Below are 15055 nucleotides of genomic sequence, written 5' to 3' on the forward strand. Positions count from 1 at the left end.
GCAAAAGTCGCTAGCTTCCATAGCCAAAAAGTCATAGGATGCTTCTTTCGCATTTCGTGCCATTGGATCGGCAACACAAGGTGTTTACGTGAAATTCATCCTCTCTCTCTTTACGTTGTTTAGCTTGCTATGTGTCAACTTCGCGCATGCAAATTTACTTAATATCGCACCCGAATCAGTTGAAGCACAGGCTTGGTCTATCATCGATGCTCAGTCAGGACAGATCATTTCAGAGCACAATAGTCATGTACAACGTGCCCCTGCTTCACTGACAAAAATGATGGTTGCTTATATCGCGTTAAAAGAAATAGAAGCTGGAAAATTACGTAAAGAAGACGTTATTACGGCAACGCCTGTGGTGAATACCATCATGTGGGATGAGTCCCAGATGTATTTAAAAACGGGCGAACAAATTTCTGTTGATCAGCTTTTAGCAGGCTTGATTGTCATGTCTGCCAATGATGCGGCAGTAACACTTGCGGAAAAGATTTCAGGTAGTGTTCCTCAGTTTGTTGCTCGAATGAACCAAGAAGCTCAAGCACTTGGTATGAAAGACACTCACTTTAGTAATCCAGCTGGGATCACGATGACTGATCACTACTCTACTGCGGCTGATCTGAGCATGCTTGCAAAAGCAATCGTGAAACAAACACCAGAATATTTATATTATTCAAAAATGCCAAGCTTTAGCTATAACCAACATTTCCATCATGCAACTAACCTTGCATTAAAAATGGATCCAACAGCAGATGGTTTAAAGACAGGTTATACCAAAGCAGCGGGTTATAATTTGGCACTCACTGCTGAACGCCCAACCCTTAATCCTCATGTTGAAAAACGCCGTCTGATTGTTGTGGTTCTAGGTACGCCAAGTGCGGAAAAGCGTGCGGAAGTGGCGCATAAGCTTATGAACCTAGCTTATACCTATACGCGTGACGAAGAAGTTATTCCACAACAAAGATTGATTGCTGAGTTGCCCGTAATTAAATCAACGTTAAAAATGTTTAAGGTTGAAACTCAACAACCCACGATTGTAACTACCTCTTTATACGCTCCAACGGCACCCATCGACTTAAATAGCTTTGACTTAACGACACAACGTATTCATTTAGTGGATGCTAACCAGCAAGTAACATCGGTTGAGCCATTACAAACAACAAATACGCATATCAATATTGAGTTGAATGAACAGCATTTAACTGCACCATTGATGCAAGTGATGAACTTGGCAACTGTGTCAATTTATCAAAATAATCAGTTAATTCGCAGCTTTCAGATTGAGAATGATGTGCATATTGAAGAGGCTAATATTTTCCAGAAAATTATGATTTGGTTCTCTAATTTATTCTCATTTTTTTCAACCAATGATTCTAAGGTTGCCAAACTTTACCCTCTAAATCAAGGATAAAAAGTCTACTATTTTTATCAAGATTGACCATACAATCGTGAAAAAAGGATGGCATAATCCAACCATCCTTTCACAAAAATAATTAGGTTAATCATGAGCAAAACCTTACATCATATCGTGATTGTGGGCGGTGGCGCAGGTGGTTTAGAGCTTGCAACACAACTAGGTGAACGTTTTGGTAGACGAAAGAAAGCTAAAATTACCCTAGTCGATCAAAACCTCACACACATATGGAAACCTCTCCTTCACGAAATAGCCGCTGGCTCTCTCAATCCTCACGAAGAACAAACCAATTATTTTGCCCACGCTGAAAAGCATCATTTCGAGTTTGTACTCGGCACACTCATTAAGGTCAATAAAGACCAAAAGCAAATTGTGATTTCTCCCCCACAGCTTTCCAAAGAACACACACCTCAAATTCAAAACCTCACATACGATACCTTAGTGCTTGCTGTCGGCTCGGTATCTAATGATTTTGGAACAGAAGGTGTTCGTGAACATTGTCATTTCCTAGATAGCCGTCAACAAGCTGATATTTTCCAACAAGATTTATTCCATCTTTATATCGAGGCGCAAAATCAAGCAGATGTACGCGCTTTGAATATTGGAATTGTCGGTGCGGGTGCAACAGGCGTTGAACTTGCTGCTGAGTTAATTGAAACTACCAAGAACTTCTACCGTTATGGCTTGAAGAAAATTGACCCTAAACAAGTCAAAATTACGCTGATCGAAGCATCTGACCGTATTTTGCCAGCATTAAATGAAAAGACTGCTGCGCATAGTACAAAACAGCTTAAAAAAATGGGCATTGAAATTTTGACTCAACATAAAGTCCAAAAAGTGGATGAGTCAAATGTCTATTTTAGTCATGGTGAAGTCATCCATTCAGATATCACAGTCTGGGCAGCAGGAGTAAAAGCACCTAAGGTTTTAGAAAGTTTCGAGGATTTCAAACGAGATAAGATTAATCGTTTGATGGTTTATGCAACGCTACAAACTTACTCAGACCAAAATGTCTTTGCTTTTGGTGACTGCGCGAATTGCCAGTTAGATGCGCGTCAACCACCATTGGGCCCTCGTGCTCAAGTCGCTAGTCAGCAAGCAACGTTTCTAGTCGATGCAATGGCTGCTCGTATAGCAGGCACACCACAACCTATGTTTAGCTTTAATGATAAAGGTTCATTGGTTTCATTGAGCCGTAATCAAGCTGTAGGAGAATTGCTCGGCGATGTTAGCGTACAAGGCTTTATTGCAAAAACCATGTACGTCTCACTCTACCGACTGCATCAAGCAAATATTCATGGTTATACCCAAGCAGGCATGTTAACCATGAAAGATTTTCTAACGCGTCGTGTACGCCCAAAAATTAAACTGTATTGAGTTGAAATCTCAAATTTCGTTCCCATTTATAGTTGAATAGTGTCAAAAAGTGGAAAAGAACCTATTTTTCACTTTATGATGTACACCTAAATTGATTGAATGGATCAAATAACATGACTGCTATTGCAAATAACCACGTGGTTTCATTCCACTACACTTTAACAAACGCTGAGGGTGAAACACTTGATCAATCTCAAGGTGAACCACTTGCATATTTGCACGGCGCGGGCAACATCATTCCTGGTTTAGAAAATGCACTTACAGGTAAAACTGTTGGTGAGAAATTCACTGTAAACGTTCCAGCTGCTGAAGGTTACGGCGAATACAATCCTGACCTAGTTCAAGAAGTTCCAGCTCAAATGTTCCAAGGTGTAGACAACATCCAACCTGGTATGCAATTCCAAGCTCAAACTGATGACGGCGTTCAAATCGTTACAGTTAAAGCGATTGAAGGCGAAAACGTTATCGTTGATGCAAACTTCCCGCTTGCTGGTCAAGACCTTACTTTCGAAGTTGAAATCGTAGAAATCCGTGATGCTTCTCAAGAAGAATTAGATCACGGTCATGTACACGGTGTAGGTGGTCACCACCACTAATTCATTTCTTGAATTAGATTAAAAAAAGCAAAGCTTCGGCTTTGCTTTTTCTTCACATAGACTTAGATAAAATAATAATTAATCTTTTAAATTAAATTTTAATACAGCCATTCTATGTCAAATGCTTATCAGTTAATTTGGTTTCGCCAAGATTTAAGAATCCATGATCATGCTGCGATATGGCATGCAACTCAAGCTGGTCCTTGCATTGCAATCTGTATTTTGTCACCTGCACAATGGCAACGACATGATGATGCAGCGATTAAAATAGATTTTTATTTACGCCAATTACAAACATTGGAACAACAACTAAACGCACTCAATATTCCGCTGATTATAAAAAACATTGATTTTTGGAAAGATATTCCCGATTACTTCAACACACTTCTGCAAGACATTCAGATTGAAAACATCTTTGCCAATATCGAACTCGGAGTCAACGAGTTAAAACGAGATAAGGAAGTACAAGCCTTTTTCAATTCGCAAAATAAAGAATTTCATCTTTTTCATGATCGTACTCTATTCCCTATTGCTTCGATCCGTAATCAATCAGATACCCCTTATCAAGTTTTTGGCGCATTTAAGAAAACCTGCTATCAACGTCTAGAACATGGTCTACCGCAATGCTACCCATCACCCTCTTCTCAGAAAAAAATACAAATTGATATTGATATTGCTCAATCATCAACAGCGGATATCGAAACATTACGTTCAGTTTACTTGACCCAAATCAAGGATCGCCATTTAACAGAATGGCCTATTGGAGAATCTTATGCTTTATCGTTGCTAGATCAATTTATCAAAGATCATGTCACAGATTATAAAACAGCAAGAGACTTTCCAGCCCTATCTGGAACGAGCCAATTATCCGCTTACTTAAATATCGGTATTATTTCGATTCGACAATGCATTCAAGCGTTGTTCAGACAACAACATGGTGATTTTTTAATTGAGTCTGAAGGTCAACAGACATGGTTAGATGAGTTGTTATGGCGTGAATTTTATCAACATATCTTATTTGACTTCCCACAAGTGTCTAAGCATCAGCCATTTAAAGCATCTACTCAAAAAATCACATGGAATGATGATCCGAGTGGATTGGAACGATGGCAACAAGGGCAAACAGGCATTCCAATTGTTGATGCGGGTATGCGTCAACTCTTAGCGACTGGCTGGATGCACAATCGTGTTCGCATGATCTGTGCGATGTTCCTCAGCAAAAATCTACTCATCGACTGGCGCAAAGGTGAACAATGGTTTATGCAACAGTTGATTGATGGGGACTTAGCAGCCAATAATGGTGGCTGGCAATGGTGTGCTTCAACAGGAACAGATGCTGCTCCTTATTTCCGTATTTTCAACCCAATCAGCCAATCACAGAAATTCGATGAAAATGGTGACTATATCCGTCGATGGGTACCTGAACTTGCCCATTTAGATGCTAAAACCATCCATGAGCCTTATGCAAAAAATGCAATAAAACACTTAGATTATCCACGCCCTATGGTTGATCTAAAGATATCAAGAGCAAAAGCGATTGAAGTATTTAAGACTTACTTATAAGTTGCCTCGCATATCATAAATTTAATAGATAAAAAATTTATGTTACTGTTTTATACAATTATTTTAAAAAATAAATAACATAAAACAATCGAATGCATGCGGCTAAAATGCTAAATTAATCACAGAATAATTTAATAAAATTAAAACTATTATGCAAAAAAATCCTGCTCCAGCCCTCGTCTTATGGATTATCTCCTCTCAAATTTTTATGGGAATAATCGCATATGAGTGGCTGCCTGCAACTTATCGCGGTAGTTGGATTTTCCTATTGCTCTTATTAATCGCGGGTGCTTTTTTAAATGTCGGTTTAGCACTGATTTTAGGCTTAGTTGCATTCGTAAGTATGGCTGTTTATTTTGCCTTAGATTTAGCCAATCAAACCTATATTGAAAGACAGCTACTCTTACTTTTTGTGATTCCAATGGCACCAATTTTTATGAGTGCAGTACGTCATAATATTCAAAACGCCCTTAAAACTTATCGTGATATTCAAAGTTATGATCGAAACTATCAACATGATATTTTACCGTTAACAGCTTTAAATCATTTTCAGGTTGAATTACGCAAGTTATTGAAACTCACTCAAAAAGATCATTATAAAGTTTTTAGCATACATATCACTAACACTGTTCTTATCCGAGAAATGTTAGGTGAAGATATTTGGAAAGAAACTCAGAATAAGATCATGGAGATTTTATCAAGTGATCAAGACAGTGTCATTTATCATTTCATTAGTGAAGAGCTTAGTGAAATTAGAAGTATTGTCATTCATGAAAATAAATCAGATGATGACCTCTCCCCCCCTCTATTTGTACAACGCTTACAAGAACTAAGCGTGCTTAAGCTTCAAATTGAACAACACAATGAATGCGTTGCTCCTATTAGTGGAGATGCATAAATGTCAGTGATCGTAAACATTTGCGGAATATTAGTGGCAACCGCTAATTTCCCAGATCAAACCTTACAGGATTTTTATCAAGAATATTATCATTGTAAAATTGAGCGTCGTTATGATGACTCATTAACGCAAATCCAATCTACTCAGGCAATTCCGCACTTTTTTTCAAAGCCTCCGACATGGTGGCCAGTATTCACTTCCGATCAATTACAGTCTGAAAGTTTTCAAAAGTTAGTTGAACACGGTATTAAGCCTGGTGTTATTTTACCCAATGAATATTTTAGTTTAATTGATTATATAAGAATTAAAAAAGCAGTGAGTGAAGGTGCTATTCCTGTTGCTTACTATCAAATGAAACAATCAAGATACTTTGCATCTAAAGCGACTTTTTCTACTGCAATTGGTTTACGACCGTTGGTTGCGTTTGTACAAACAGGCTGGGATGAAAACATCATTTCACAACCTGCGGGGAGTTATATCATCCAATCACAAGACGATGATTTAAATATTCCAGCTCGTGCCATCCAACGTAAACAACAATATTTTTATAACGCGACCACAGATGCGACATTAAGTTCAGGTTATCAAGTGATTATCAATCCTCCTGAGAATATGTCTCTAAATAATATTGAATATCCACAGCTTGGAATTTCTTGGAAAATACATAAGACCAAGTTTCAAAGTACACCTCAGGGAGTAAAAACCAGCCCATCGGGTTACTTTTTAATAGTGATGAGTACCGTGGTAATTCCACTCGATTATATCTTTTCTGCCCGTTATCCAAGCTTATTAAGTACATTTGGTAGCTCGATTTCATGGATTTCTTTATTACTCGGATGCACTTTATTGCTGATCCTGATTATGTCAATCATTCGTAGGAGAAGAATAAATGCCCGCAATTGATGTTCTTTTCTTATTTGGTTTTTTAGGTATTTGGATTCCCCAAGCCTTTTGGGCATGGCTCAGTTATCAAGCTTGGAAATACTCAAAAAATGCCGCACGCGAACTCGAAAATATGCCTGTACCCGAGCAATGGCCATTTTTAAGTGTCTTGATTCCCGCCTATAACGAAGGCGTTGTTATCGAAGATACTTTACATGCAATTGCACAACAAGATTATCCAGCTCATGCCTATGAAGTCTTACTGATCAATGATGGTTCCAAAGACAACACCTTGGAAATTGCGGAGCGCATGGCGGCAATTTATCCCTGTATTAAAATCGTCAATGTACCTAAAGGCATGGGAGGTAAAGGCAAATCTCGTACCTTAAATAATGGTTTACCTCATGCCAAAGGTGAATTAATTGTTGTTTATGACGCTGACAGCACCCCTGAACCTGATTGCGTTCGTTTACTTGCTCAGACCTTACTTGCCGATAAAAAGCTGGTTGCAGTAAACGGTAAAGTTCGAACACGGAACTGGCGAGATAGTATTTTGACTCGCTTTATTGCGATTGAATTTATTTTCTTTCAGTGGATTTTCCAAGGTGGACGCTGGCAACGTTTTGAGCTCTCAACATTGATGGGAACCAACTATGTGATCTGGCGTGATGCCTTAGAAACTTTAGGTGGTTTCGATGAAAAATCGCTGGTAGATGATACTGAAATGAGCTTTAGGATTTTCTTGGGTCAGCGAAGAATCAAATGGGTGCCTTACGCGGTGGGTTGGCAACAAGACCCTCCTTCACTCAGCGTATTTATCAAACAACGTTCTCGTTGGACACAAGGTAACTTTTATGTAACCAGTAAATATTTACCTATTGCATTAAGAAAACCTTTTCCAATTGGGATCGAGATCTTTAATAACATCATGTGCTATGTGCTGTTTGTGCCAGCACTAATATGGAGTCATATCACGCTAAGCTTAGGCTTACTCGGTATTGCAGGGATCACACTTGCGGGTCCATTCACCTTACTTTGGGGCTTATCATTTTGCTTATATGTTGCCCAAATGTGGTTCACGCTTTCATTAGAAAGAGCAAAACCACAACTGTATTTCTTCTCAGTTTTATCCTATGTAACCTATTCCCAAATTTTCTTATTCATCGTTTTCAAAGCAGCATACGATATGTTGAAAAATAAAATACAGGGAAACTCATTACAGTGGTACAAAACTGAACGTAGCAAAGAGAGAAAATAAATGAAAAAAAATCCATTACATCATCAAGTATTGAAAGTTCTTTTAACCAGCGCAGCGCTCTCTTTGCCGATTTTATCCAATGCAGAGACATGGAATACTTGGACTTTTGACAATATTGATACCTCAAATAAATACACCATTGAGCCTCACTATTTCTATATCGGAAAAGGTTCAGAATGGCAAAGTATTCGTTTTAGCAGTGAATATGCTACTGAACACTACACATCTCTACTGGTGAAATATGATGACAAACTCATCTATAACACTATGCTTAACGGCACGGGTGAACTGAGTTTTAATATTCCTGCGAGTAAAAGTGGCTTCCATCGCCTTGATTTTATTCTGCAACAATATTCACCATCAACTTCACCTGCAGCGAATCGCACGACATTCTGTAGTGAAGATGTGGATCAAGTTACCTACCTAACCAACTCAAAAATAGATTATTTACGTCATCGCCCAGTTTACAAACTGAAAGACTTACCTGATGCCCTTTTCAATCCTCAAATTGTTCGTCCAACACCTTTTATCGGTGTTTTAAAATATAACCCCGCCAACTTAACTGAAGCTTCGATGCTTGGTCGCTTAGTGAGTGCATGGACACCAGTTACTCAAATCAAATGGTACGAACAAAATGCGCCGACGAATCAATCTGCTAATTTCTTTATTGAACTGAAAAAGTCAGCAACACCTTTACCAAATGGCACATTCGCTCAAATTATTCTAAAGGATGATATCCCTACTTTAGAAATTCAATATGACCAACCTGAGAAACTAAAATCGGCAATCAATGGCTTACTCAATACTAATTATTTAGATCAGTTAGATACTTCGGCAACATATCTTCCAAATAAAATTGCTGCACCTAACTGGGCACAGTTGAAAGAAATTAAAACGCTTGCCGATCTGGGGATTAGTGATTTTCGATTAAACCAAGCTGAGAAAAATCTATTCTTAAACTTCCCTGCTGTTTGGCAACCGACCGATATCTTACAAGGTCAAATTGCACTTCGGGTACAAAGTGGTTTACTCGAAGGCTCAAATATCACCACGTGGATTGATGGTGGATTAGCAGGCAGTTTAAAAACTGCTGACTTAGCTTCTGATCCAGTCAATCGCCAATTCAACTACTTTGCTAAAAATATTTCTAATGACACAACGTTTAGCATGAAGTTGGAAAACTCAGTGATTGTAAACTCACAATGTTTACCGACGGCAAAAGGTTCATTATGGATTGATACCCAAAAATCAACCGTAAAATTACCGCATAAAATGAAAAACGGTGTTGGATCACTCTCAGTAAGCTTTGCAACTCACCCAACCATCGCAATAGATAGCCATCCTGGTAGTTTAGAAATGGCGATTGCAATTAGTCAAACAGCCAAGAAAATGTTGATGACCAATGATCCTGTGCCATTAAACCTAGTGAAGTTTGACAATGCCAAACCAGAAGTCTTAAACGTTCAAGTCAATCCTAATATTTATCGACAACAAGTTTTAATGCATCCTGACGTGATATATGCACCAGCAACTGCACGTGGTTTTTTGGTAAGTTCACATGATCAACGTTTTGATGTAATTACAGACTCGTTAGAGGGAGCACAAAACTTCACACGACTTTGGGATAAAATTCAGCATGACATTCCAAATAATGCCAGCAAGATTTTAGTTGCCGAAAATGGCCAAGTTTTTATTTTGCAAAAAATCATCGTTGGTAATCAAAAAGCGCCTTTAGTACAACAATCTTCATTTTTCATCTTGATTGTTACCATCTCTACGATCATTATAATGGTGATTCTATTCTGGTATTGGCGAAAACGTCGCAATGATAACAACAAGGCCGACTAAAAAAAATCAATTATAATTGGCCTTATTCTCTCAGCGCTAATTGGCTCAGGTTGTATGCACAGTAGCCCTGACATACAACCTCCTCAAATTGAAGGTATGTTTTGGCAACCAGACCTAGCCACAACTGCCCCCAAGGGAAATTGGGACTTATTAGGGGTAAATACTTTTGTTCCACAGTGGTCGATTGTTGAATCAAAATCTTGGTTTGATCTCGATATGGATTTTCCCAAATGGGAAAAGAATATCAGCCTAAAAAAACTGAATCAAAAACCGTGGGCAGAAAATATTATTTTAGGTCTTGCTGGTGAATATGATGAAAAAACAGCACGAGCAAATGTTGTAAATCTGGCAACACACTCAAAAAAAATTATTGAGCAAACTCAATCATACCCGCTTAAAGGATATTACTTCCCCGTAGAAGCAGATCCAACATGGATTTGTGTAGACGATCTAGCTAAAGCGATTAATATTCTAGCCAAGCCAGTCTGGATCAGTATTTATAGCGCTGAGCAAACACCACATCACTTAGATTCTTGGTTAAGAAGTTGGTTACCTGAGCATACTGGTGTGTTCTTTCAGGATGGCGTCGGTGTAGGAACTCGCACTCCTGAACAAGCAAGAAAGACTTTGGAACAGCTTCAACTTGAGTTTGGTAAAGAACATATAATTATTGTATTAGAAGCATTTAGGCCAAAGAAAAATGGACAATTTCGTTCAGCATATCCTTGGGAAATCGCTGAACAATTAAAAGCTTATGAAGGTCAAAAAGTTTATATTTTTGACGGCCCACATTACATGAACCGCTGGACTGTTTATGCTGTTACGCTATGGTATAAATTGCGTTATGGTTCTTAAAAATCCTTATAAAAAACAAGTTCGGTACGGGTATTGTTATAGCTGTCAGTACCATCCGCCAAAGCATCTTTAAAATAGTTCCCATATAGACGTTCAACACGAATTTTCACAGGTATGTAGTTAAATGGTTGCCATGCCACACCAGCACCATATTCAAATAAGTTATTGTAGTTTTCACCTTTTGAATCGGCTAAAGCATGTAATTTGCCATAGGCCTGTACCGTACCAGCTTCACCTCGATATATATTAAAACCTGAACGTAATCTCAAATCAGCAATCACGTTATAGTCCTCTCTCGAGTAACTCGCTATGTTTCCATATAAGTCAGTAAAATAGTCATTCCAAACTGTACGTTGTTCAATGGTTGGATTGGCATACCATTCTTGATAACCCGTTACACCACCGACCACACTTTCACGGAATTTATCGCGATTACGATCAATCAGATCATAACTGCCACCGATTTCTAAATAAGCTCGAAGTGGTATTGATGTCCAAGGTTGATAATTTGCACCGACGCCAACAGTTACAGCATTCTCATCAATAATCTCAGGTCGAACACCACCTTTAGACTTTGTATCTCGGTTAAGGTTTATAAAACCATAAACTTGTGCACGTCCATTATCTAAGTTTTTCCCATAGCGCATTTTTAATGGGAAAATAAAGTCGTCATAACGTGATTCATATGATGGCGCGAAATAGATATCTTTAAATGTTGATTTTACAGTACCACCACTTAAATTATGAACCGCCTCTTGTGCTTTGCTTGCAATTTCAGGGTTATTTGAAGTCGCTAAATCTTTGAAAATAGGCAGTGCATCTTTATCTTTTTTGAGCTGATTTAACAGATAGGCTTGTTGTAATTTAAGTTGATCATCTTGCGGGGCAAGTTTTGAGGCTTGTTGTACGCTCTGGAGTGCTAGCTTCTGCTTATTTAGTCGAATTTGTAGATAAGTTAAACTTTTCCAAACCTTTACATCTTGAGGTGTAATTTCGCTCAATTCTAGCAAAACTTTTTCAGCCTGCTCTGGCTGATTTGGCTCAAGCTTATAAAACTGATCCCAACGATCATAAATCGGGTTGCCAGGCTTATACTCAGCATCTCCCTCTTTTACAAAACCAGCCTCGGCACTGAATGAGGATTGAAAAGGAAACATTAAACTGAAAGCTAATAATGAATATGTTATGGGCTTTTTCTTAGAATAGTTCATTTTATATCTCAACTAAAAGCACTCAGCGCAACTACTATGAATAGTAGATTAAACAAAGAGTTAAAACGGTGAATTATTCACATATTATAACTAAACAGCTGTTCTGATATCGTTAAAATAAGTTATTTTATAAGTAAGTTAAGTTGATGAATCATTGATAAAACCAAAAATAAAACTTGAAGACATCACTGTGTAGATAACAAACAATATTTTCATACGAGTAAAATTATGTCGCATTCTCACCACTCTGAAATCCATGTTATGCAGCGTTCTGGCTGGCTTCGTGCAGCCGTACTTGGTGCAAATGATGGAATTATCTCTGTCACAAGCTTAATTATGGGGATGGCAGCTAGTGGCGCTAGCTCTCATACACTTTTAATTACTTGTATTGCTGGCTTGATTTCTGGTGCCACATCTATGGCTGCTGGTGAATATATTTCTGTTAAATCACAAGAAGACATTGAGCAATCTGATCTACGCTCAGAAGCCCATGAACTTGAAAAAAACCCTCATGCCGAGCTAAAAGAATTAACTCAAATTTATATTTCGCGTGGTTTGAGTCCAGAACTCGCCCATGAAGTTGCCGTACAATTAACTGCTCATGACGCGCTTGGTGCGCATGCTCGTGATGAAATCGGTATCCATGAAAATACCGCAGCAAACCCTGTGCAAGCAGCGCTTTCATCAGCAGCATCATTTTCATGTGGCGCAGCGTTGCCAATGTTAGCGATTCTACTCAGTTCTCACGAATGGGTAGTTCAGTCAGTGTTAATTACAGGTATTATTTCTCTTGCATTTTTAGGTGCTTTATCGAGTTATTTTGCAAAGACCTCAATGCTCAAAGGCAGCTTACGTATTACCTTGTGGGGAATTTTAGCAATGGCATTTTCAGCTTGGGTCGGTTCTTTATTCAACGTTCAGCCTCTATAAGAAACTATAGCAAAATCATTATGTAATAAATCACATTTAAAAATAATAATATATGTAATTTATAAGTAAGATTTTTCTAAAATTTAGGTGTATGATGACTACTAATCGAAAGTTGAGTTAGCTAGTAAGAATTACTTGAAATCTCAACTTGCTGGTTTGAAGTAACCAATGTAGAGAAGTGTCTTGATACATCGACTTGGGATATTGTTTGCTTTTGCAACAATAGCATTACAGATAGCTGTCTTCTTGCAGCCTCTATTGCCAGAGAAATATCAAATTTCTCCAGCTTGTGAGACTGTAACGCATCTGTCTTCCCAAATGAAACATGAACACACTGCTCACTCAGCACATACATCACATCAAAATCATTTAGAACATAATCACGCAACAAGCGATCATGTACATTTTGATTCGACACATCATTCGCATCAACACGACTTTAACCATCAATGTCCATTCTGTTTCTTTTATGGGCATTTAGTTGCGCCTCCAACACTTGGAGTTAAAGAAGTTTTTGTTCGCTTACAAGTCCGCTTTTTACACTTATATCAAGTTTTTATTGCGTTCTTTTTCTCATTACAACGCTTATTTCTCATCCCCCAAGGTCGAGCCCCTCCTTTTGCTTTCTCAATGTAATCATTTATTTAACTAAATTATTGAGAAAGTGAGTTTTATATGCTTTATCGAATTTCTTTTGCTGATCCACAGCAAGAGCGAGACAAACGCATCGCTAAAAAAGTGTCTGTTGAACCAGTTTTTCAACGATTCAATCATCCGTTGGAGGATTCCTTATGGACTTAGGTTTAACAGCGTTAGAGTTAGCACGTATCCAATTTGCCTTTACAGTCTCGTTTCATATTATTTTTCCTGCAACGTCAATCGGTCTCGCTTGTTTTTTAGCAGTTTTAGAATGGAAATGGCTACGTAGTCATAATCCAATCTATCAAGACCTTTATAAATATTGGCTCAAGATTTTTGCCGTGACATTTGGTATGGGGGTCGTTTCTGGGGTCGTTATGAGCTATCAGTTTGGAACAAACTGGAGTGAGTTTTCTCGAATTGCAGGAAGTATTACTGGGCCACTGCTGACCTATGAAGTATTGTCCGCCTTTTTCCTTGAAGCAGGATTTTTAGGAATCATGCTATTTGGTTGGGGACGAGTCAGTGAAAAAGCCCATTTCTTTGCAACGTTCATGGTAGCAATTGGCACTTGTATTTCCATGTTTTGGATTTTGTCTTCAAACAGTTGGATGCAAACGCCACAAGGCTTCAGCATCGAAAATGGCATCATTGTGCCTCAAGATTGGTTCGCGATTGTCTTCAACCCATCATTTCCGTATCGCTTTGCACATATGGCGGTTGCAGCTTTTCTAGTCTCGGCATTAGTTATCGCAGCAACAGCGGCTTGGCATTTAATTCGTGGTCGTCGAGATGAGTTAGTAAAGAAATCCTTCTCTATGGCGATGTGGATGATCTTATTCGCAGCACCTGCGCAAGTCTTAATTGGCGATCATCACGGTTTGAATACCTTAAAGCATCAACCAGCTAAGTTAGCGGCGATGGAAGGTCACTGGGAAACAAATGTCAATGAACCAATGCCCCTCTATTTATTTGGTATTCCAGATATGCAAGCAGAAACCACTAAATATGCTGTGGGCATTCCTTATTTAGGTAGCTTGATTCTAACCCATAGTCTCGATGGTGAAGTCAAAGGGTTGAAAGAGTTTGCCCCTAAAGATCGACCAAATTCAACTTTAGTTTTCTGGAGCTTCCGTATCATGGTTGGTCTAGGAACACTAATGGTTTTACTGGCAGTGGTTGGTTTGTGGTTGCGCAAAAAAGAACGAATTTATGAGAACAAATGGTTTCATAAGTTCGCCTTAATCATGGGGCCAACGGGTTATATCGCGTTACTTGCTGGATGGTTTACCACTGAAATTGGTCGCCAACCTTGGGTTGTGTATGGTGTCCTGCGTACAGAGGATGCTTTGTCCAATGTTTCTGCAAATCAAGTCGGTATTACGCTGATTATCTTTGTATTGGTTTATACCGTTGTCTTTGGAACAGGTATCTATTACATCCTTAAACTCATGTACAAAGGCCCTCAATTCATTCATACCCCTGTTGAAGAACAAGGTGGTGTTGGACACTTTAGAACGCCAATGCGCCCACTCAGTGCGGTTGAGGATAGCCTCGAAACCAAAGATCAGACGAAAGGAGAATAAG

At 38.6% G+C, this 15055-nt stretch carries 13 protein-coding genes; 12 read left to right on the forward strand and 1 reads right to left on the reverse strand.

The window, feature by feature from the left end; translation table 11 throughout:
- Window positions 1-88 precede the first annotated feature (88 nt).
- The 9 genes from ACT4_RS09410 (at window position 89) to ACT4_RS09450 (ending at window position 10688) form a co-directional block, all read left to right on the forward strand.
- Entirely contained in the window at window positions 89-1408 is a 1320-nt protein-coding gene (locus ACT4_RS09410) for a D-alanyl-D-alanine carboxypeptidase PBP6B (protein ID WP_007481682.1), read from the forward strand.
- A gap of 93 nt (window positions 1409-1501) precedes the next feature.
- Window positions 1502-2788, forward strand: a complete 1287-nt coding sequence (locus tag ACT4_RS09415; protein WP_007481683.1) for an NAD(P)/FAD-dependent oxidoreductase — start codon at window positions 1502-1504, stop codon at window positions 2786-2788.
- 113 nt (window positions 2789-2901) lie between these two features.
- Window positions 2902-3384 carry a peptidylprolyl isomerase gene (locus ACT4_RS09420; RefSeq protein WP_004878390.1) on the forward strand — a complete coding sequence of 161 codons (483 nt, stop codon included), beginning with the start codon at window positions 2902-2904 and terminating at the stop codon, window positions 3382-3384.
- 114 nt (window positions 3385-3498) lie between these two features.
- The gene (locus tag ACT4_RS09425) at window positions 3499-4947 is read left to right on the forward strand and encodes a deoxyribodipyrimidine photo-lyase (RefSeq protein ID WP_007481686.1); all 1449 of its coding nucleotides are present in this window, start codon (window positions 3499-3501) and stop codon (window positions 4945-4947) included.
- A 151-nt stretch (window positions 4948-5098) separates the two neighbouring features.
- A complete protein-coding gene (locus ACT4_RS09430) occupies window positions 5099-5845 on the forward strand; it encodes a hypothetical protein (RefSeq protein ID WP_004878388.1) in 747 nt (248 codons plus the stop codon).
- Window positions 5846-6748, forward strand: coding sequence for a hypothetical protein (locus tag ACT4_RS09435; protein ID WP_007481688.1), 903 nt, complete (start codon window positions 5846-5848; stop codon window positions 6746-6748).
- Window positions 6735-7985: a glycosyltransferase family 2 protein gene (locus ACT4_RS09440; RefSeq protein WP_007481689.1), complete on the forward strand. Its 1251-nt coding sequence runs from the start codon at window positions 6735-6737 to the stop codon at window positions 7983-7985. The genes ACT4_RS09435 and ACT4_RS09440 overlap by 14 nt, the downstream gene beginning before the upstream one ends.
- Entirely contained in the window at window positions 7986-9833 is a 1848-nt protein-coding gene (locus ACT4_RS09445; protein WP_007481691.1) for a hypothetical protein, read from the forward strand.
- 54 nt (window positions 9834-9887) lie between these two features.
- Entirely contained in the window at window positions 9888-10688 is an 801-nt protein-coding gene (locus ACT4_RS09450; RefSeq protein ID WP_007481693.1) for a hypothetical protein, read from the forward strand.
- Here the strand turns inward: ACT4_RS09450 and ACT4_RS09455 are convergent.
- Window positions 10685-11899, reverse strand: coding sequence for a M48 family metallopeptidase (locus tag ACT4_RS09455; RefSeq protein WP_007481694.1), 1215 nt, complete (start codon window positions 11897-11899; stop codon window positions 10685-10687). The two genes, ACT4_RS09450 and ACT4_RS09455, sit on opposite strands and share 4 nt — an antisense overlap.
- Window positions 11900-12127: 228 nt before the next feature.
- Between ACT4_RS09455 and ACT4_RS09460 the strand changes: the two genes are divergently transcribed.
- From ACT4_RS09460 to ACT4_RS09470, 3 genes are all read left to right on the forward strand, one after another.
- Entirely contained in the window at window positions 12128-12829 is a 702-nt protein-coding gene (locus tag ACT4_RS09460; RefSeq protein ID WP_007481695.1) for a VIT family protein, read from the forward strand.
- 183 nt (window positions 12830-13012) lie between these two features.
- A complete protein-coding gene (locus ACT4_RS09465; RefSeq protein ID WP_171054792.1) occupies window positions 13013-13465 on the forward strand; it encodes a DUF2946 domain-containing protein in 453 nt (150 codons plus the stop codon).
- 155 nt (window positions 13466-13620) lie between these two features.
- The gene (locus ACT4_RS09470; protein WP_007481698.1) at window positions 13621-15054 is read left to right on the forward strand and encodes a cytochrome ubiquinol oxidase subunit I; all 1434 of its coding nucleotides are present in this window, start codon (window positions 13621-13623) and stop codon (window positions 15052-15054) included.
- Window position 15055 lies beyond the last annotated feature (1 nt).

Origin of the sequence: Acinetobacter sp. NBRC 100985 (assembly GCF_000241225.1) — a bacterium.
In the GTDB taxonomy this organism is placed as follows: domain Bacteria; phylum Pseudomonadota; class Gammaproteobacteria; order Pseudomonadales; family Moraxellaceae; genus Acinetobacter; species Acinetobacter venetianus.

Excerpts from the sequence above, each read along its gene's own strand:
- ACT4_RS09455 (WP_007481694.1), bottom strand. The coding sequence starts at position 11,899 with ATGAACTATTCTAAGAAAAAGCCCATAACATATTCATTATTAGCTTTC.
- ACT4_RS09460 (WP_007481695.1), top strand. The coding sequence starts at position 12,128 with ATGTCGCATTCTCACCACTCTGAAATCCATGTTATGCAGCGTTCTGGC.
- ACT4_RS09440 (WP_007481689.1), top strand. The coding sequence starts at position 6,735 with ATGCCCGCAATTGATGTTCTTTTCTTATTTGGTTTTTTAGGTATTTGG.
- ACT4_RS09435 (WP_007481688.1), top strand. The coding sequence starts at position 5,846 with ATGTCAGTGATCGTAAACATTTGCGGAATATTAGTGGCAACCGCTAAT.
- ACT4_RS09470 (WP_007481698.1), top strand. The coding sequence starts at position 13,621 with ATGGACTTAGGTTTAACAGCGTTAGAGTTAGCACGTATCCAATTTGCC.
- ACT4_RS09420 (WP_004878390.1), top strand. The coding sequence starts at position 2,902 with ATGACTGCTATTGCAAATAACCACGTGGTTTCATTCCACTACACTTTA.
- ACT4_RS09425 (WP_007481686.1), top strand. The coding sequence starts at position 3,499 with ATGTCAAATGCTTATCAGTTAATTTGGTTTCGCCAAGATTTAAGAATC.
- ACT4_RS09415 (WP_007481683.1), top strand. The coding sequence starts at position 1,502 with ATGAGCAAAACCTTACATCATATCGTGATTGTGGGCGGTGGCGCAGGT.
- ACT4_RS09450 (WP_007481693.1), top strand. The coding sequence starts at position 9,888 with ATGCACAGTAGCCCTGACATACAACCTCCTCAAATTGAAGGTATGTTT.
- ACT4_RS09445 (WP_007481691.1), top strand. The coding sequence starts at position 7,986 with ATGAAAAAAAATCCATTACATCATCAAGTATTGAAAGTTCTTTTAACC.
- ACT4_RS09430 (WP_004878388.1), top strand. The coding sequence starts at position 5,099 with ATGCAAAAAAATCCTGCTCCAGCCCTCGTCTTATGGATTATCTCCTCT.